The organism is Streptomyces sp. NPDC006235 (assembly GCF_040613735.1).
Lineage (GTDB): Bacteria > Actinomycetota > Actinomycetes > Streptomycetales > Streptomycetaceae > Streptomyces.
On sequence record NZ_JBEXSR010000031.1, the window covers coordinates 71,677 to 90,747 of the forward strand.

At 69.0% G+C, this 19,071-nt stretch carries 14 protein-coding genes and 1 pseudogene; 6 read left to right on the forward strand and 9 right to left on the reverse strand.

What is annotated here, in order from left to right:
* The first annotated feature begins 2 nt into the window (after positions 1-2).
* Genes ABZ192_RS29650 through ABZ192_RS29660 form a run of 3 tightly spaced genes read left to right on the forward strand, consistent with a single transcriptional unit; the run spans position 3 to position 3,123 of the window.
* A complete protein-coding gene (locus ABZ192_RS29650) occupies positions 3-515 on the forward strand; it encodes a hypothetical protein (RefSeq protein ID WP_356927544.1) in 513 nt (170 codons plus the stop codon).
* On the forward strand, positions 512-1,720 hold the full coding sequence (locus ABZ192_RS29655; protein WP_356927545.1) for an MAB_1171c family putative transporter: 1,209 nt from the start codon (positions 512-514) through the stop codon (positions 1,718-1,720). The genes ABZ192_RS29650 and ABZ192_RS29655 overlap by 4 nt, the downstream gene beginning before the upstream one ends.
* On the forward strand, positions 1,717-3,123 hold the full coding sequence (locus tag ABZ192_RS29660) for an amidase family protein (protein WP_356927546.1): 1,407 nt from the start codon (positions 1,717-1,719) through the stop codon (positions 3,121-3,123). Before ABZ192_RS29655 ends, ABZ192_RS29660 begins: the two co-directional genes overlap by 4 nt.
* Here ABZ192_RS29660 and ABZ192_RS29665 read toward each other — a convergent pair.
* Together ABZ192_RS29665 and ABZ192_RS29670 are read right to left on the reverse strand one after the other, a co-directional pair.
* Complete coding sequence (locus ABZ192_RS29665; protein WP_356927547.1) at positions 3,120-4,778, reverse strand: hypothetical protein; 1,659 nt, start codon at positions 4,776-4,778, stop codon at positions 3,120-3,122. The two genes, ABZ192_RS29660 and ABZ192_RS29665, sit on opposite strands and share 4 nt — an antisense overlap.
* A 43-nt stretch (positions 4,779-4,821) precedes the next feature.
* A pseudogene (locus tag ABZ192_RS29670) lies at positions 4,822-5,651 on the reverse strand (IS5 family transposase).
* A gap of 464 nt (positions 5,652-6,115) precedes the next feature.
* Here ABZ192_RS29670 and ABZ192_RS29675 point away from each other — a divergent pair.
* Both ABZ192_RS29675 and ABZ192_RS29680 read left to right on the forward strand, forming a co-directional pair.
* Entirely contained in the window at positions 6,116-6,988 is an 873-nt protein-coding gene (locus ABZ192_RS29675) for a hypothetical protein (protein ID WP_356927548.1), read from the forward strand.
* On the forward strand, positions 6,985-11,265 hold the full coding sequence (locus ABZ192_RS29680; protein ID WP_356927549.1) for a caspase family protein: 4,281 nt from the start codon (positions 6,985-6,987) through the stop codon (positions 11,263-11,265). The genes ABZ192_RS29675 and ABZ192_RS29680 overlap by 4 nt, the downstream gene beginning before the upstream one ends.
* A 5-nt stretch (positions 11,266-11,270) precedes the next feature.
* Here the strand turns inward: ABZ192_RS29680 and ABZ192_RS29685 are convergent, their stop codons facing one another.
* The 3 genes from ABZ192_RS29685 to ABZ192_RS29695 are packed head-to-tail and all read right to left on the reverse strand — an operon-like array spanning position 11,271 to position 12,348.
* Positions 11,271-11,837 carry a class I SAM-dependent methyltransferase gene (locus tag ABZ192_RS29685; RefSeq protein ID WP_356927550.1) on the reverse strand — a complete coding sequence of 189 codons (567 nt, stop codon included), beginning with the start codon at positions 11,835-11,837 and terminating at the stop codon, positions 11,271-11,273.
* A 29-nt stretch (positions 11,838-11,866) separates the two neighbouring features.
* Entirely contained in the window at positions 11,867-12,070 is a 204-nt protein-coding gene (locus tag ABZ192_RS29690) for a hypothetical protein (protein ID WP_356927551.1), read from the reverse strand.
* Between the two features lie 41 nt (positions 12,071-12,111).
* Positions 12,112-12,348 carry an NUDIX domain-containing protein gene (locus ABZ192_RS29695; RefSeq protein WP_356927552.1) on the reverse strand — a complete coding sequence of 79 codons (237 nt, stop codon included), beginning with the start codon at positions 12,346-12,348 and terminating at the stop codon, positions 12,112-12,114.
* Between ABZ192_RS29695 and ABZ192_RS29700 the strand changes: the two genes are divergently transcribed.
* Complete coding sequence (locus ABZ192_RS29700; protein WP_356927553.1) at positions 12,338-12,667, forward strand: hypothetical protein; 330 nt, start codon at positions 12,338-12,340, stop codon at positions 12,665-12,667. The two genes, ABZ192_RS29695 and ABZ192_RS29700, sit on opposite strands and share 11 nt — an antisense overlap.
* Before the next feature lie 225 nt (positions 12,668-12,892).
* Here the strand turns inward: ABZ192_RS29700 and ABZ192_RS29705 are convergent, their stop codons facing one another.
* The 4 genes from ABZ192_RS29705 to ABZ192_RS29720 all read right to left on the reverse strand — a co-directional run bounded on the left by ABZ192_RS29705 (position 12,893) and on the right by ABZ192_RS29720 (position 18,844).
* On the reverse strand, positions 12,893-14,161 hold the full coding sequence (locus tag ABZ192_RS29705) for a M15 family metallopeptidase (RefSeq protein WP_356927554.1): 1,269 nt from the start codon (positions 14,159-14,161) through the stop codon (positions 12,893-12,895).
* Positions 14,158-15,648 (reverse strand): NUDIX domain-containing protein, encoded by a 1,491-nt coding sequence (locus ABZ192_RS29710; RefSeq protein WP_356927555.1) that lies wholly within the window; start codon positions 15,646-15,648, stop codon positions 14,158-14,160. Before ABZ192_RS29710 ends, ABZ192_RS29705 begins: the two co-directional genes overlap by 4 nt.
* 57 nt (positions 15,649-15,705) lie before the next feature.
* The gene (locus ABZ192_RS29715) at positions 15,706-16,794 is read right to left on the reverse strand and encodes an NUDIX hydrolase (RefSeq protein ID WP_356927556.1); all 1,089 of its coding nucleotides are present in this window, start codon (positions 16,792-16,794) and stop codon (positions 15,706-15,708) included.
* A 109-nt stretch (positions 16,795-16,903) separates the two neighbouring features.
* Positions 16,904-18,844 (reverse strand): ABC transporter ATP-binding protein, encoded by a 1,941-nt coding sequence (locus ABZ192_RS29720; RefSeq protein WP_356927557.1) that lies wholly within the window; start codon positions 18,842-18,844, stop codon positions 16,904-16,906.
* Positions 18,845-19,071: the final 227 nt, after the last annotated feature.

Below are 19,071 nucleotides of genomic sequence, written 5' to 3' on the forward strand. Positions count from 1 at the left end.
CAATGTGGTCTGCACGTAGGCTGCGCCGGCCTGACCTCTTGGCCGAGCTGAAGCTCCCGCACGTCACCAATATCCGCGACCTCAGCGACGAGGTCTCTCGCCGCACGGGACGGACGGTGGTCCTAGAGCCCCGGGAGCAGGCGCCCTCGGTGTGCGGGGCATGTGCCGTTACAGAGAGTGCCGTCCACGTTTTCTACGACCCGTGGACCAGCGTCCTGCACCAGGACCACATCATCGCCCACGAGTTCAGCCACCTACTGCTCGGCCACCACGAGAACCGACCGGTCTCCGCGCTGGCTCAGGCCTTCATCACCAGCGTGGACCCGGCCACCGTGCAGATGATGTTGGGGCGCACCAAGTACGACGAGGACGAGGAGCGAGACACCGAACTCCTGGCATCGCTGCTCCAGCGCCGGATCATCGACCGGTGGTTGCGCAGCGACGAGTCCTCCGGGGACGAAGTGCAGGATCGGGTCACGCACACGCTGCTGCGCCGACGGGAGGCCCGGCCGTGAAGGACCTGCTCCACCCGATCAGCCTCGTCGTCGCGACGCTCGGCTTCCTCTGCCTCCTGCGGGACGTGCCCACGCGGCGCCGCGACCCCGCCTCCGCCGCGCTGGCCGCTGTCTTCCTGCTGTCAGGACTCTCGTTCCTGTTCTCCATCACGCCGATGTGGAACTACCTCGACCGCGTGCTCGGCACCGTCAACATCTCCGTGCCCCTCGCGCAGGGCTGCGTGGTCGCGCTCCTGGCCTGCCAACAGGTGGTCCTCACCTACTGGGGATCCCCGCCCGAGGTAGCCCGCCGGCGCAGTCGCCGCTGGCTCTGGGCCGGCTTCGCGGTGATCGCCGGGCTGCTGGTGCTGTTCGCCCTGCTGACGCCCAACGCGCCGCACCCGATCGACTTCACGCTCTACTACGCGCACGACGACTGGTACGCCGCGTACCTCACCCTGTACGTCACGGCCTACACCATCGGCGAAGTCTTCCTCGCCCGCGCCTGCTGGCGCCTGGCCCGCCGCAGCACTCGCGGGTCCGTCCGTGTCGGCCTGCTCATTGTCGCCCTCGGCGCGACCGTCACCCTCGGATACAGCGCCGTCCGCATCGGCAACGTGGTCGCCGAAGCCTTCGACACCTCCCTCGCGGAATGGGAGGGCTTTGCCTGGACCTGCGGCGATGTCGGCGCCATGCTCACGCTGATCGGCTGGCTCGTGCCCACCATCAGCGACCAGGCCCAGAGCGTCCGGTACCGGATCAAGCAGTACCGCAGCTACTACGGCCTGCGCCGCCTATGGCTGGCCTTCTATAGGGAGGCACCCGAGATCGAGCTGCCGATCGACAGGGTCGACCCGGCCCAGCGGCGCCGCTTCCGTCGCATCTCGATCCGGCTCTACCGCCGAGCCGTCGAGATCCGGGACGGCCGGTTCGTGATCCGCCAGTACCTCGACGCCGCCGTCCGCGAGGCCAGCGAAGCCCACCACCGGGCCCGAGGACTCCACGGCCAGGAGCTGTCCGCCGCTGTCACGGCCGACCAAATCCTCGCCGGAATCGCCGCCCGGGCCGAAGGCACCCGGCCGGCGCCCGACCAGCTCACCGAATTCGCCGACTCCGAACGCCAGACCAGCGGGCCCATGGACGACATCGACGCTCTCCTCGATGTCGCGCGCCACCTGCCCCGCCAGCCCGCACGAGCCCCCCACCTTGAGCGAGTCTTCGCATGACGAACGACCTCACCCACCAGCCCGCCCACGTCCAGCTCCAGGCACTGGACCGCGGCGAGATCTCAAGCCGCGAACTGCTGGACCTGCACCTCGCCCAGATAGACGCCAGCCAGATCAACGCCGTCGTCACCCGCGACGATGGCGCGGCCCGAGCCGCCGCGCACGCGGCCGACGAACGCCGCGCTGGCAACGAGAGCACTGGCATCCTTGACGGCCTTCCCCTCACGATCAAGGACAGCTTCGAGACGGCCGGCCTGCGCACCACCAGCGGCGCCGAAGACCTCGCCGACCACGTCCCCACACGCGACGCCGACGCGGTCGCCCGGCTTCGCCACCAAGGTGCCGTCATCATGGGCAAGACCAACACTCCGGCGTACTGCCAGGACCTGCACACCGACAACGCCCTGTTCGGCCCCACGCTCAACCCGCACGACCCCAAGCACACCACCGGCGGCTCCTCCGGAGGCCCTGCCGCAGCAGTCGCCGCACACCTGAGCCCCGCCGACCTCGGCAGCGACCTCGCCGGCTCCCTGCGGCTCCCCGCCCACTACTGCGGCGTCTACGGCCTGCGCCCCACCCACGGACTCATCCCAGCCCGCGGCCACATCCCCCGCCCGCCGGGATGGATCACCAGCAGCGACATGGTCACCCCCGGCCCCCTGGCCCGCCACCCCCGCGACCTTGACCTGCTCCTCGCCGCACTGACGACACCGTCACCCGACGAGAACAACCCCTGGAGCGTCACGCTGTCCACGGCGCAGCACCCGATCGGCCAGCTCCGCGTGGCGGTGTGGGCCGACGACGCGAGCTGCCCCGTCGACCGCAACATTGCCGATGCTGTCGCCGCCCTCGAAGGGACACTCGCCTCCGCCGGCGCCAGTGTCCACCGCACTGCGGGGTCGGTCCGCTTCGCCGAATCCCTCCGCCTCTTCGAGCAGCTCCTCCACGCCACCACGACGGCCGCCACCGACGATGCCGCCGGCGCGGCCGAACTCGCCGCCGCCCGTGACCTGCACACGGACGACGCGAGCCCACGGGCCGCCATCCTCCGCCACCGCACGCAGACACACCGCGCCTGGCTCCGCGCCAACGAGGAGCGCCTCCGGCTCCAGCAGACGTGGCACCGGTTCTTCGCCGACGGTCAGTACGACGTCCTCATTACGCCCGCCGCTCCCACCGCGGCGATCCCAGCCGGGAGCCGTTCTCTCACGGTCGACGGCGTCGAACGGAGCTTCTTCGACCAGACCGGCTGGGCCAACCTCACCAGCCACGTCGGTCTGCCCAGCTTGATGGTGCCTATTGCGCACGGCATCGACGGCCTCCCGATCGGTGTGCAGCTCGTAGGACCGGCCTATTCGGACCGGACCCTGCTCGCCATGGCCGAGCACCTGCACCGGCTCTAGTCCAGCTGGAAACGAAGGCGAACGTCGTCTGCCCACTGCCCTGTGTCGGCGTCGCCCTCCTCCCACCTTCCTGCGTCCCAGATAAGCGTCCGCGGCCCGAGCAGGACTCGTGGGAACAGGGACCGGCTCGGCGCCCGGGGGAGTACCTCGATGGTGCCCACGCGGAAGGCGGGCACCTGGAATCCGCACAGATCACCGTCATGGAACAGCACGGATCCGTGGCCGGAGAACCAGATGACGAGGCTGGAGTGGGCCAGGTTGCAGACAACCGGGATGCGAATGGTCCCGGGCGCGGTGTCGCAGTCCTCCTCCTCTACCTCCGGCGCCGCCAGGAGGAGTCCCCGGGGGATGGGCGGGGACTGCGGGTCTGCTGCCGCGCCGAGGGACATCAGGGAGTTCTGGGATTCTGGGCTGGCCATGTCTTTGACCATTACAGGCACCGCGTCCCAGCCGGCCAGGCTTTGAGCATCGCGGTAGGCCGCCGCACACTGGGCCAGATCGCCCAAGCTCTTGAAGTACGTCACATCGAGAGGCGGTCCGTCGCGGTCGTCGAAAGAAAAGACCGCCTCGGGGTGGCAGGTGGTGAGGAAGTCAAGTAGGGCCGGGTGGTCGGCAAGGAGAGCGTCGCTGTCCGGGTCGGCGAGCGCCCGCATCAGGTGCACGTACTGACCGCCCTTCTCGACCCGGGCGGAAACGGTCAGGGCGAAGCCTGCAGGGTAGACGTAACCGAAGTGGTGCTCATTGGCGGTACGTAGCACCGGCAGTTCTGCCGACGCGGAAGTGGTCTGGACGCACACCCTGGTGGGATGGTCCATGACGAAACCAGCCAGCACATATGGCTGGGGGAGGTGCGCCAGGCCCCTCATGACCTTGCCTCTCAGCGCGAGCGCGCGCATTCTCTGGTCACGTCGCGCCGGTTCACCAAAGGTGGCCAGGTAGAGCGCCTCCTGCTCAGCGCATGTTCCTTGCTCGAACCACGCGTACAGGTCCAGGGATGTGATGAGGGTTGCCTGGCTGTCGGCATCGCGGTGGATCTGGATCTGCACTGGTCCGGTGATCGGTTCGGCAATCTTCCGGGCAGCGTCGGCACGCACCTGCTCAAGGTAGCCGGGGGCGCTGACCTCCCCCACCGCGTCCCGGATCTCCGCCACGGGCCGCATGTCCTTGGGGGTGAAGTGCATGGACTTCTTGGCGGACGCCAGAAATTGGGACAGCTCCACGATGAAGGCGGCGTCCATCATCCGGAAATAGACGGCCGCGGACTTCGGCCCGTTCAGCTTCACCAGGGCAAGACCGGTCGGGAACTGGGCTGCCAGCAGACACTCGGCATCCGCCTGGTTCAGCCGGATCCGCCCGTCGTCCCGATCCGTCGCGCGGACGCTGAAGCCGACGAAAACTCCGGATACCGGTCCTGTCCCGCCGAAGTCCGCAGCCAGGTCCGGCTGGCACAGGAAGTCGATCCCGAAGTCGTGTTCGACCTTGTTGGAGATGATGAAGTTCTCCTGGCAGGAGAGCCGGAACCGATCCTCTCCGATCGCCCCGATGCGCTGGGCGGCGTTGCGTTTCTTCGGCACGGTCCCCGGATCGCATGTTTCTGTCAGGCGGGCCGGGTGCGTCTGCTGCTCCCACGGCCGCATCTGCCGCTCGTTCCTCATTATCGCAGCCCACCGGGGCGCCCGCACAGATATTTGGTCACCGCTAAGACCGTGTCCTACGTGGTGAGGCGACGAGCCTCTTGTAGCAGCAGAGGGCGGCGGCCAGACCGAGAAAGGCCAGATAGTTGCGGGGATTGCGTTCATAGCGGGGGCTGAGTCGGCGGTAGCCGGACAGCCAGGACATGGTCCGCTCGATGACCCAGCGACGGCGCCATAATCGTTGGCTGGACTCGATGCCCTTGCGGGCGATCCGCACTCCGATCCGCTTCCATCGGAGCCATCTGCGCAGGTCGGCACGGTCGTAGGCTTTGTCCGCGTGCAGGCGCTGGGGCTTGAAATGGCGGCCGCGGTGGGGGTCGTGTCTCGTTTGGTGACCCTCGACCATGGGCTTCAGCCCCTCGCTGTCGTGGGTATTGCCGGCCGAGACGCCGACGAGAAGGGGTAGTCCGTTCGCGTCCGACAGGACGTGCATCTTGGAACCCGGCTTGCCCCGGTCCACGGGGCTCGGACCTGTGTGTTCGCCCCCTTTTTAGCCCTGACGTGGGCGGTGTCGAGGACGACGCGGGTGACGTCGATGAGGCCGGCGTCGTCGAGGCGGTGCAGCACGGCTTCGTGCAGACGGCCCCAGACACCGGCTCAAGACCAGATCACGAACCGACGGTGGGCAGTCGACTTCGATACCCCGAAGCAGGGCTGCAGTTGGCGCCAGGCGCATCCGCTGACCAAGACGTAGATGATGGCAGCGAACAGCGTCTCATCAGGCGTGTCCTGCGTTCCGCCGCCCTGCGGCCGCACCTTCGACGGCGGGATCAGCGGCTTCGCGATCTCCCACAGCCCGTCCGGAACAATCCGGCTCCACCTACCCCGCCCCATGCCGAGCTCAACGACGCCTCACCATGTAGGACACGATCTTAGTACGTGGTCCGCCAGGTCCAGGACGTCGGGCCAGACCCCGGCGTGTGTCTTCGAGTCCACGCCGGTCAGGGGCGTCAGCCACAGGCCGGCGTGCGACTGGAGCAGCTGCTCGGCCGGCCGGTACGGCCAAGGATCCCGTAAGTCTGTCACCGTGTGAGCGCCGAGCCCCCCTTTCGCTCTGCCTCCGGCAGCCGCATACTCGCTTCGCTCAATTCGCGCGTCCCCGGGCGAATTGAGCGTAGAAGGGATATTGACAGTGCAGAGCCCTCTCGCGGACCTCGATTGCTGAGGCGGCTCGCTGCCCGTGAAGTGTCAAGCTCTGGCTCCGATGGAGTGTCAGGCTCACTGTTTTGCCTTTTCCGCGGCTGGACGGGCTCTACAGTGCTGGACAAGCGTTTGGGGCGAAGTCGGGGGCACGGGGCATGGCGCGCGTGGTGGCAGTGCATGGAATCGGCAAGCAGACGCAGGGTGAGGAGACGCTGCGCTCAGAGTGGCTGCCGAGGCTTAACGACGGTCTGAAGCACGCTGGTGCCGCGCACCGTCTGTCGGAGGCGGAGGCAGGGGTGGCCTTCTATGGCGACCTGTTCCGTGCCGAGGGTGAGTTTCTTGCGGTCGGTGAGCCGCCCTACACGGCCGCCGACGTTGAGGAAGGCTTCGAACAGGAACTGTTGTTCGCCTGGTGGAAAGCTGCCGCCGCGAGCGACCCTGGTGTGGTGCCACCCGACGCCGACACCCTGGCGTCGACTCCGCGGTCGGTACAGGCCGCGCTGCGGGCCCTGTCGGGTTCATGCTTCTTCGCCGGGCTTGCCCTGCGCGCGATGGTGTTCGACCTGAAGCAGGTGCACCGCTACCTCACCGACACAGACCTGCGGGCGCAGGCGATGGCCCGTGTCGTCGATCAGATCGGCGAGGACACCAGGGTCGTTGTCGCCCACTCCTTAGGCTCCGTCATCGCCTATGAGGCGTTGTGTGCACGTCCGGGCCACCAGGTGCGGGCCCTGGTCACCCTGGGCTCACCTCTAGGCATCCCGAACCTGATCCTGCACCGCCTCCAGCCCGCACCCTTGCTGCTCGGCGGCCGGCCACGGGGCGTGTGGCCGGGTAGTGAAGAGCGCCTGGTGTGGACGAACCTGGCAGATGCCGGGGACGTCGTAGCCCTGGTGAAAGACCTGCGGCCGGGGTTCGGGGAGCGGGTGCGGTGCGCGATCGTGCACAACGGCGCGCATGCGCATGACGCGGCCGCGTACCTGACGGACAAACGGTGCGGGCAGGCGATCATGGACGGCCTCGCATGACCGGCCCGCAGGAGGACATGGGGCCGCGCCGGTATCTGATTGCGGCCGCCGTATCCCGCTACCCCAAGTGCGTAGACTGGGACCGGCCTGGACTGGTCGAAGCGCGTGAGCAGATCATCGAATTGTTCTCGCAGAAGCTCGGCTACCGGCACGAGACCGCGCTGGGTCTCGATCCGACCCGGCAGCAGCTGACCGATCACCTGAGGGCGTTCTGCACCTCGGACGAGCGTAGCGAGGACGACTTGGTGGTCGTCTACCTTTGCGGCCATGGGGAGATCCTCGAGGACGGCAGCGAGCACGTCCTGCTGATGGCCGACACCGACCCCGCCGATGTCACCTATACGTCGCTGCCGACAACGGACCTAGTGCGGGTCTTCCGCGGCACCCGTGTGCGCCAGCTTCTGCTGATTCTGGACACCTGCTACTCCGGGCAGGGCGGCAATGAACTCGCTTCGGCCGCGCTCGAGCGCCTCGGCAGGCAGTGGGCGCAGACCACGACCAGCACAGGCCTGCTGATCGTCTCCTCCGCCCAGCCGCACCAGCGGGCCAAAGCGGGGATGTTCCCGCGACTACTCAGCCAGGCCGTCAACAGCCGGGCGACTGCCGGTCACGCGCCGACACACCTGTCGGTGTCTGCCGTGGTGCAACAGATGAACCAGCACCCCGAAAAGCCCGGCTACCAGCACATCAGCCTGTCCCTGCTCGGGCTCACCGGCGAACCACCCGACTTCCTCACCAACCCCCGCCACGACGTCCGCCTCACCGATGTCGACCTCGCCCTGCAGGACGCCGCTGAATTCGACGCCTACGCCCTGCAGAGAGAAACGGAGTTCACCTCCCGCCTCCTGGTCCGCGCCATGGGCTACCACGGGGATGCCGCGCACGGCTGGTGGTTCTGCGGCCGTCACCGAGCCCTGGCCGACCTCACAGCCTGGCTCAACGAGGACCGCGACGCCGGACAGGAGGAGCTGCTTCACAGCGCTGTCGGTGCGGGCGAGTGCGTGCGGGTCGTCACGGCCGGCCCGGGCTCGGGAAAGACGGCCGTCCTTGGCCTCCTCGCCACGCTCACCATGCCCGAACGCCGCCGCACCGTGCCCGTCGACGCCCTCGGCCTGCAACCCGACTGGATCCCGGATGAAGGCAGCATCGACGTCGTCATGTACGCCCAGAACCTCACCGACAACCAGATCCTGTCCGGCCTCGCGGCCGCCGCCGGCTTCAGATGCGCGACCGTCGGCGAGTTACTCGACGCCCTCGAGCAGCGAAACGACGGCCGTAACCGACCATTCACGGTCCTCATCGACGCCCTCGATGAGGCCGCCACTCCCGACACACTGTGCTCGCAGCTATTGCGCCCTCTCATCGAGCACTCCGACGGATGCATCCGTCTCCTCCTCGGCACGCGTCCCTACCTGCTCGACCGTCTCGGCCTCCTCAACCGCCCGGCACAGCGCGACGGCATGGTCATCGATCTCGACAGCCCCCGCTACGCCGACCGCGATGCGCTGCTGTCGTACACGATGCGCAACCTTCTGCAAAGCCGCAGCAGTTCCCCCTATCGGTCAACCCAGCCCAGCCTGCTGCGAGCCGTCGCCCAGGCGGTCGCCGACGCGGCGGGTAGGTCCTTCCTCGTCGCCCGCTTCGCCGCCTACACCCTCGCCTCCGCCGACACCACCGTCGCCGACCCGTACAGCCCACGCTGGCAGGCCGGGCTTCCCCGCCACGCCGGGCAGGCCATGCGCAATGACCTCACCAGCCGCCTCGGCCCCGACGCCGAGCGCGCCGCGGACCTGCTGCGTCCCCTCGCTTACGCTGAGGGCCAGGGCCTGCCCTGGGAAGACATCTGGGCCCCCCTCGCCTCCGCCATCTCCGGCCGCACCTATACCGACGAAGACCTCCTGTGGCTGCGCCACCACGCCGGCTCCTATGTCGTCGAAGCCACGGAAAGCGGCCGCTCCGCCTACCGCCTCTACCACCAGGCCCTCACCGAACACCTTCGCGAAAACACCGACCCCATCGCCGTCCACGCCGCATTCGTCGACACCCTCTCCGACTGCGTCCCCTACCGCAGCGACGCCACCCGCGACTGGTCCCGTGCCCACCCTTACACCCTCAATCACCTCGCCACCCACGCTGCAGCCGCAGGCCGCATCGACGACCTCCTCGATCACACTGAATACCTGGTGTACGCCCGCCCGCACAGCCTCACCCCCCACCTGCACCAGGCGTCGAGCAACCAGGCACGCCTCACCGCCGCCGTCTACCGCAGCTCCTTCGGCCTGCACGCAACCGCAACCCCATCCGTCCGCCGCAATCTCCTCGCTCTCAACGCCGCCCGAGCCGATGCCGCCGCCCTACTCGAACAACTCAACAGCTCCGCACACGCCGACGAATGGCTTCCCGCTTGGGCCACTGGCCACGACTTCACCCCTGCACTCCGCCACACCCTCACCGGACACCGCGACCCCATCAGACGCGTGGCGTGCACCGTCCTTGAGGGCCGCCCCGTGGCCGTCGTCGGCACCTTCAACGAGGTGTATGTGTGGGATCTGGCAACCGGACAGCCCATCGGCGAACCCCTCATCAAGGTCACCGAGGACGTGTTGGCGCTGGCATGCACTGTCCTCGACGGCCGCCCCGTCATCGTCATCGCCACATGGCCCGACACCGTATCTGTGAGGGATCTGACGACCGGACAGCCCATCTGCAAACCCTTCACCGGGCTCTACGGCGTGCACGCGTTGGCGTGCACGGTTCTCGACGGCCGCCCTGTCACCGTCAGCGCCGCTGACACCGAAACCGGCGGCCGGGTGTATGTGCGAGATTTGGAGACCGGACAGCCTATCGGCAAACCCCTCACCGGGCTCGACGGCGTGCACGCGTTGGCGTGCACGGTTCTCGACGGCCGCCCCGTCACCGTCATCGGCATCGGCACCGGCGAAGGTCACGTACAGGTGCGGGATCTGGAGACCGGACGACTCATCGGCAAACCACTCACCAAGCTCGACATTGACGTAGGGGCGCTGACGTGCGCTGTTCTCGACGGTCGCCCCGTCATCGTCATCGCCACCGGCACTGGCTTATTCGGGGGCCGGGTGTATGTGCGCGATCTGCGGACGGGAGAACACATCGGCGAACACCTCACCGGGCTCAACGGCCGGGTGTACGCGCTGGGGAGCACTGCTCTCGACGACCGCCCCGTCATCGTCACTGTCGCCGCTAACAGCACAGTGCGTTCCTGGGACTTCTCGGAAAGCTTTCTAGACATCTTTTTGGCCTCCGGTCCTGACGACGACTGGGTATACGCGCTGGCGTTCACTGTTCTCGGCGACCGCCCCGTCGCCGTCATCGCTACCGGCAGCGGTCTCGACAGCTGTGTTTATGTTTCCGATGTGGCGACCGGACAGCCAATCGGCGAACCGCTAGGCAGGTTGGCCGGAAAGGTGCGTGCGTTGGCGTGCACGGTTCTCGACGGCCGCCCCGTCACCGTCATCGCCACCGGCAGTGGTCTCGGCGAGGTTCAGGTTCAGGTTCAGGACCTGGTGACCGGACAGCCCATCGGCGAACCCATCACCGGGTTGGACGGCTGGGTGGACGCGCTGGCATGCACGGTTCTCTATGACCGTCCCGTCACCGTCGCTCACATCACCAACAGTTATGTTGGCACCGCTACCTACGGCAGATGGGTCTATTTGTGGGATCTGGCGACGGGACAGCCCATCGGTGCACCCCTCACCGAGCCCGGCAGCCAGGTGCAGGCACTGGCGTGCACGGTTCTCGACGGCCGCCCTGTCACCGTCATTGCCACCGAAAGCGGCCTCGTACAGGTGTGGGATCTGACGGCGGGGCAGCCCATCGGCGAACCGCTAAGCAGGCGCGTCGGCAAGGTGCAGGCGCTGGCGTGCACGGTTCTCGATGGCCGCCCCGTCACCGTCATCGCTACCGAAAGCGGCCTCGTACAGGTGTGGGATCTGGCGACCGGGCAGTCCATCGGCGAACCGCTAAGCAGGCGCGTCGGCAAGGTGCAGGCGCTGGCATGCACCGTTCTCGACGGCCAACCCATCACCGCCATCGCCACCCTCAACAGCGATCTAGACGTAATCACCACGGGAAACAGCGACCTAGACGTATGGGACATGCGAACGGGGAAACTATTGCAGCACCTCGTAATCGAAGGTCTGCGGGATGTTCAGTTCTCCCCTGACGGCAGTCTCGTAGTAGTGATGGGCCGCGATACCGCAGTCCTTCGACGCCAGCCGGGCAGTCTAGTTGTGTAGGTGGCCTACGAAGACGCAAGGACGCAAGCGGTTACGGACCCGAGGTCGTGTCCGCAAAGTGGCCGGTGCGTTTTCGTGGGCGATGGGGTTGCGGATGGCTGAGTAGACACCCCTCGCGAAGTTTCCTGCACCGTCGTGGCGGTTCGGCGGGCCACCTGCTGTTGCCGCACCGCCTGCGGCGCCCCCAGCACAGGGGCGGGGCGGGCGGTCTGTGCCAGCGGTCTGCCGATGTCCGCGCGCGCCTTCCAGACGCTGATCTGCTCCTGCTGGCCGGCGTACGCCGTCAACGTCCCAGTGGGCGGCGACGGCGCGTTCGTGCTGGGTCGGGACAGCTCGATGCCGGTGACGCGGGCTCCGTGAGCCTGGGCGAGATGGACGGCGTGGTGGCCGGCTCCGGACCCGATGTCCAGGACCCGGCGGCTGGCGATGTCACCGAGGACTTCTGCACCCGGCCCGATCCCTTCCCAGGGCGTCCAGCCGAGCTGGTCGGGGATGGGCGGGGCGTGGGCGCGGGCCAGTTGTCGCTGGCCGTAGATCTGCCAGGCCCGGGTGTTGGTGTCCTCGGCGGGCACGGTTGCCTCCTGGGTGGGGGTGCTGGGGATCAGGTGTGCGTGATCAGGTAGGTGGGGCCCTCGCCGCGCCGGGCTCGTTCGATGGCGTCGAGGCGGGCGAAGGCGCGCGGCGCCATCAGCTCCTGCCAGGTCGCGAGGTCGTGGACGGCCCACATGTCGTGCTCTGCGGGATCGAGTCGGATCCGGCCGAGCTGGTCGGCGGTCAGCTGGCCTCCGTCGAAGATGAGCCCCACCTTGTTCAGCGGCAGGCGCGGCCCGGCGTGCAGGAAGTGCGTCAGGAGCAGCTTCGGCGTGTCCAGACCGAGTCGAGGCCCGTCTCCTCAACCGCCTCTCGCCGGGCGGTCTGCAGCGGGTCCTCGCCTCGGGCGTCCAGGTTGCCGCCCGGGAACTGCCAGAGTCTCGAGCCGTAGACCGAGCGGAGCTGGATCGGCCGGTCGTGTTCGTCGCGGATGTACAGGCAGCCGTACACCGTGTGGTGGGGGACGGCCTGGGTGTACTGCGTGGGCGTCATCGGCATGGGGCGGCCGGGCCGGGCGGTGGTCGAATGCGAGGGCGAGAACGCCGAGGGCTTCCTTGGCCGGCGGGTAGATGCTGCGGAGGTTGGCGAGCAGCTCTCCGGGCGGCCCGTCTGGGTCGATGCGCACGGTGTCCTCCGAGCTGAGCAGATCATCGAAGGAGTGGTACGGGGTGATCCGCTTAACGATGACGTCGAGTTCCCGCCCGGTGTCCCGGTCGTGGAAGACGACCGTGTCACCGACTGCGACGGCGCGCTTCTGCGGGGTGGCCCCCTCACTTCGATCGTCTTGCGGCCTGCTTCCACTTGGCGGTAGTACCGCCCGAGCAGGTGCATGTGGTGCTCTTGTGGTTCACCTCCGGTCGCCGGACTCGGGACGGCTGGGATCGCCTGCTGGGTGTCGTCAGGCACATGTGCCTCCGTTCGATGCGTTCCGTCCGGTGCGGTCTTGGGATCGCCACCCGGCCAGGGCGCGGTGGCCGCGCTCCTGTGTTTCCGGATCGGCGTGGGTGGCAAGGAAGTGGACGAGGATGCCGGCGCGCTAGGGCAGTTCGATCGGTCCGTAGCGCGCGTGTGGCTCCTGCCGCATCAGCGCGTCGTACCGGTCCGCTGTCGAGAAGTGCCAGAACTCCGTTCCATAGTTCGTAAAACCTGCGCTCTCCATGGCGTTGAGCAGCAGCGTGCGGTGGTGGCGCGCGCGATCGCTGAGGTTCGGGGCGTGAGTGAAGCAGGCCCCGTCGCTCTCCTCGGGGGAGGCATTGACGCGGGTGTCGAGGGCGAGTTCGTGGCCCTCCTGGTCGGCGAGGGTTACATCTACGGCCGCGCCCGCGGAGTGGGGCGCGATCTCCGGCGGCGACACGTACCGGCTGGCGGCTTGGTGCAGCTGCTCAGCTGTCCAGCCGGGGTGAGCGGCGGCCAGCTCGTCCCGGTACTCGGTGAAGTAGCGCTGCTGTAGAGCCAGCGGCCGGTAACCCTCGACGAACAGCAGGTCGGTGCCAGCGGGCAGCAGCGAGCGGGCGTGCTCCAGCCGGGCTAGAACGCCCTCGCGGACGTGGGCGAACGCACCCAGCGGATCTTGCTTGCGGGGATCGACCCGGAAGCTGTGATCACGCACATCGACGAGCGGCTCCCCGCACTCGCGCACCGGGATCGCGGCGACCCGCGGATCGGACATCAACACCAGACTGCTCATCGAGTCCCCCTGTGACGGCTTGCACTGCGGTGGCGTGATTGGAGAGGCAGAGGCCAGATCGGTCTCGCGCAGGATTCGCGCGACAGTGTCCTGCAGCGTGCTGTCGGCCGGGATCACGGTCTCCAGACCGCCGGGCAGCAGATCCAGCTCGCGGTACCAGGAGGCGAGGTGGTTGTTGGTGACTTGCGCCAGGTACGCGGCATCCGCCTTCGACGCGTGCCGGACAAACGTCGTTTCCAGCGGCACGTCAAGGTAGTAGCAGCAGGAGACGCCGCGGTGGTCCCGGACCAAAGACGTGATCATGTGGCTGTAGCGATCGGCGTACAGGATCCCTTCGAGCACCACGTGAAAGCCGGCGTTCAGTGCTTCGCGTGCGATCCTGCCCAGCAGGGCGATGTTGGCGCCGCGCGCGGTGTCGTGTTCCCTGAGCACGTTCCGGCGGATCACGTCCTGGCCTACGATCGCGATACCGCGGCCGTAGTGTTCTCGCAGGCCCTGGGCCACGCTTGACTTGCCTGACGCCGAGTTGCCGCGAATCACCACGAGGCGGGTGTCCTCACGGCCGGCCGCAGTTGCAGCGGACAGACGACGGTGTGCGCCGCTCGGTGTGCCGGTCATGCGGGCCAGCCCGTCTCGCTGTACAGATCCCCGTTCTGGATCTTTGCGATGGCTTGGCGGGTGTAGGAAACGAGGTTGTCGGGCAGCGCGGCGGGGTCCCAGAACTTCCACTGGGTGCACTTGTCCGGCTCGCGCAGTTCCGGCTCGCCGCTCCAGGCGCGGGCGCGGAAGAACAGGCCCATGCGGGGCCGGTCCCCGGCGCGGTCGATGTGATGGACGACGTGGACGAGTTCGACGTCCTGCCGCTCGATGTGCAGGCCGGCTTCCTCCCGTGCCTCCCTGATCAGGCAGGTGATGGCGCTCTCGTGCTCGCAGTGGCCGGCCAGGACGTGCCAGGTGGACGGCGCGAACGCGGAGTCGGGGTGGCGCAGCCCGAGCAGCACCGTCCCGTCGGGCCGCTCCAGGTAGAGGTGGACGCCAATGACGTTGAGGACCGTGCCGTGCGGCGCAGCTGGGCGGCGCTCGTGCGATGAGAGCCCGCTCCGCGACGCAGTGCTGGGAGCGCTGGCCGGGCGGCTGGCGGCGTGGCGCCGTACGAGGTCGCTGGTGGTGTCTGCGATGCGCAGGCGGTGGAGGTCGTCGGGGGCGAACCAGGCCAGCATCACCCCCTCCGTCAGGCGGAGGTCGCGGGGGTCGCCGTTCCAGCGGCCGGCGTAGATGGCGATGGGCACGGTCGCGCAGGCGTCATCGGAGGCGTACTCAGTGCCGAACGGTGTCAGGTCGGCGATGTCGAGGCTGGCTTCCTCGGCCAGCTCGCGCCGCACAGTGTCTTCCAGGGTGGCGTCCTGGGGCTCCCGGCCACCGCCCAGCAGGGACCACATGCCCGGCTCCCAGATTTGGTCGGGGAAGTAGTCGCGCAGGTGGAGCAGGTACTCGCCGCGGTCGTTGTAGATCAGGGCGGAGGCGTTGGCCGTACCCGGTTCGGTCTCCAACGGGAGCTTGAGCAGCTTCTCGCGCAGGGAGGGGCAGGTCACCCTGTCCACGGGCCGCCACTCGATCCCGCCGACCTCTTCTTCCTGCCGCACCACCGGCGCCTCGGCCGCGGTGTGCAGGCGGAAGAGGAACCGGAGGTCGAAGTGCTGGTGGCCGGGTTCGCCTTTGCCCGGGTGGGCGTCGATGTCGTGGATGTCGATGTCGAACGGCACTGCCTCATAGCCGGGCCACGGCGCCACGGCCTGGGGCGGGATCCCGGTCTCCTCGTGCAGCTCCCGCAGCGCCGCTGCTGCCAGGGACTCGTCGGCGGGCTCGGGGTGTCCGCCGGGGGCGAGGACCTTCCCGCTCGCCAGGTGCAGCACGTGCAGGACGCGGCCGAGCGGGTCGACGACGATCGCGCCGCAGGTGACGTGTCCGGTGAAGGTGGAGCGGCTGGCGATGTTAGTGGGACGTTCGAGGGCGTCCAGGAGGCCGCCGAGCTGCTCGCGCTCGTGAGGGTGGCGAGCGAGGTAGGTCTCGACGGTGGTGCGGATGTGGTCGTGCGACAACGGCATGGGGCTACCTCAGAGGGCCGTAGAGCGGGAGGAGTCGAGGTGGGGTGCGTGTTCGGGTCAGCTCAGCCGCATCCCCTCCGCAGGGGTCTCCTCGATGGGGGCGGAGCGAGCGGTGGGCAGGCCCCACCGCTCGCGTGCCGTCTCCGCCGAGAGCTGGGATTGCCGCGCGCCGGGCGGGCCCCAGCCCAGCAGGGCGGCTGCCTGGGCGGGGGTGGCGAGCAGGCGGGCTAAGGGGTGGCCGGTGGCGGGGTCGACGGCCGTCGGCCCGATGGCGGTGACCCGGGCGGCCAGGCGGAGCCGGGCGTTGGGCCCCACGCCGCCGTAGACCTCGCCGGTCTCGTCCAGCACCCAGCCCAGTCGCACCGGATCGGTCAGAGTGAGCTGGGCTTCCTCGGCGGCTTCGCGGTGCAGGGTGTCCTCGGGCGTCGCGTCGGTCTTCTCCACGGTGCCGCCGGGCAGCATCGGTAGCGCGCCCCGCGGGCCGGGGTCGGCCACCAGGATGACCCGGCCGTCGGGGATGAAGCACCACGCCCAGGCTTGCTGCACGGGCAGCGGCCCGGGGACGGGGCCGCGGTTGAGAGGGCTGTCCCACAGAGGCCGGTACCGGACGTGGACGTCATGGCGGTCCAGCGCCGGGACGTCGAGGATGTGCCGGCCATCGGCGAGGTGAGCGGTGGCGGTGTTCCCGAGCCGGGCACGGTAGGCGGCGAGCATGATCTGCCCGTCCACGGGCCGCAGCCGCTGCACCGCGTCCCGGGTCTCCAGGAAGGCGTACTCGGACAGCTCCTCGCGCGGCAGGCGGATCGCCTCCACCTGGTCGGGGCGGAGGGTTCCCCCGTCGAAGACGAACCGGATCTCGCCGGGGCATGCCGTGGCGGGCTGGAGGTCGGGGTGGTGCGGGGAGAAGGAGTGGACGGCGAGCACGGCCGACAGGGGTAGATCCAGGCCCAGTTCCTCGGTGATCTCGCGCCTGCAGGTGACGTGCGGGTGTTCGCCGGCTTCGACGACGCCTCCGGGCAGCAGCCACGAGTCGTCCTCGCGGTAGGTGGGGTGCACCAGCAGGACCCGGCCGACCTCGTCGGTGATGATCGCGGCGGCGCCGAGCCACGCCGCATGCCGGGATGCGGCGTACTGCGCTGCGGGCAAATCGGCACGCGGTGAGACGTGATCCGAAGGGGAGACGGGAGAGGTCACGTATCTCTGCCTTCCGAGACGGTGGACGGGGGAGTGGGCAGCGCGGAACGGCGAGGGGTGATCAGGGGGTGTCGCCGCTCATCCGGCGCTGCAGCTCCCACAGGGTCCGGAAGAGACCTGACTCCTGGGTGAGCTGGGCGTAGGTGCCCTCCTGGACGATCCGCCCTTCGTCCAGGACCACGATCCGGTCGGCGACGGCCACGTTGGTGAGCCGGTGCGTGATCAGCAGGATGGCGCGGTCCTTGGCCAGTTCGCGCAGGCCGGCGAAGATCCGGTGCTCCGCGCGGGCGTCGAGGGCGGCCGTGGGTTCATCCATCACCAGCAGCGCCGCCTGCCGGTGGAACGCGCGGGTGAGGACCAGGCGCTGCCACTGCCCGCCGGAGAGCTGCTGTCCGCCGAACCACTCGCTGGTCAACAGGGTGTTCAGGCCGGAGCGCAGGCCCGGCAGCATCTCCGCGGCGCCGGACGCCTCGCATGCGGCGAGCAGGGCCGCGTCGCTGGTGTCGCCCTGCCCGAACGTGATGTTGTCGCGCATCGTCAGCGGCAGGTACGTGAACTTCTGCGGCACCAGCGCGACGTGCTCCCACGACCCCCACGGGTTCAGGTCCGCGGTGGAGGCGTGGTCCCAGGCCACGTCGCCCTCGGTGGGCAGCAGCAGCCCGCACAGCAGGCGCGAGAGGGTCGTCTTGCCGGAGCCGTTCTCCCCGACCAGCGCCACGATCTCCCCGCGCCGCACGTGCAGGGAGACGTTGCTCAGGCTGTCCTTCGGGGCGCCGTCGTAGCGGTAGGTGACGTCGCGGACCTCGAAACGCTCCGGGGCCGCGGTCACGGGCGAGGTGCCGCGGGAATCGGTCATGGCCTGGCCGTGGGCGTTGTCGAGGAAGTTCTGCCAGTCCTGCACGTACCAGCCGGTGCGCACCAGGCGTGCCCCACCGTTGATGATGCCGCGCACCGAGCCGGTGGCGGTCTGGAGGGCGAAGACGGCGCCGCCGCCGGCCGCCAGGCTCAACCGCCCGGAGGCCAGGAGCCACAGCAGGGCCGCCCACACCGCGGTCGAGGCGATCCCGCCGGCTGCTGCTCCTGCCAGCCCCATCCAGGCACCGGTGTTCGCGGCCTTGCGTTCGGCCGCGTTGACCGAGGCGGCCAGCCGCCGGTACCGGCCGATCAGGAAGGGGCCGGCCAGGCAGGCGCGCATCTCCTCACTGGACTCCTGATAGGCCATGTGCCAGCGCAGCTTGCCCAGCATCCTGCGCCGCCCGGAGGTCTCCAGCCCGGCGAGGTAGATCACGCGTGCGGAACGGACGTAGGCGGCGGCCTGCGGCAGGCAGGCGAGGAAGAGCAGAGGCAGGAGCAGGGGGTGCAGGACGGTCAGGATGGTGGCGCCGGCCGCGAGTGTGGCGGTCGCCGCGAGGACGTCCTGCGCTTCTTCGACGAGGTCGGGGGTGACCTGGGCGCCGCGGTCGGCGATGTCGTAGGCGTCGTTGTAGCCGGGCTTGTTGTTGGCGGCCAGTTCCGCGCCGAGCGCGGCCTCGATCATCGTCAGCTCCGCTGCCCGGCCGAGCACCGGGCGCAGACGGCCGGTCAGCCAGACGACGGCGATGCCCAGCAGCGCGCGCAGTCCGGTGGCGGTGGCGATCACTGCCAGCTGCGGGGCGGCGTCCCACAGCCGCTCGGTGATGTCGCCCGAGGAGATCAGCGCGGTGATCGTGCCCGTGACGGCCAGGAGGCCGAGGGCCGCGAGGACGCCGGTCCCGATCTGGCACACCAGCAGGCCGATGGTCGCGCCGCGGTCCACGCGCCATGCCATCTGCACCGAGCGCCGCACGAGCGAGGGCAGGCGCCGCGCCATGGTGCGGGAGGTCAGCAGGGAGCCGGCCTGGAGCCTCGACTCGTCGCGGTAGAGGTATTCCTCCTCTCGAACACCGGCCTCCTGCGGTTCGTCGTCCGGCGCGGCCCCCTTTGGCGGTTGCGGCGGCTGGTCCTGCGTAATGGCCGAGGTCATCGTTCCCCCTAGGACGGTCGCTGCGGCAGAGTCGTGAGGTCTAACGACACGGCTGCGATATCGAACACACGTCATTCGGTCGTGCTGAGGAGCCTGCTATTTCCTGCGTCAGGGAACCCCGCGGGCGCGGGATCCCTGGTCTGGCTTGGAGCGGCCGCGGGCAGGAAATGGCCGAAACGCCGACACCGCCAAACAGCGTGGGCAGCACGGCGGGCCCATCCCGGTCG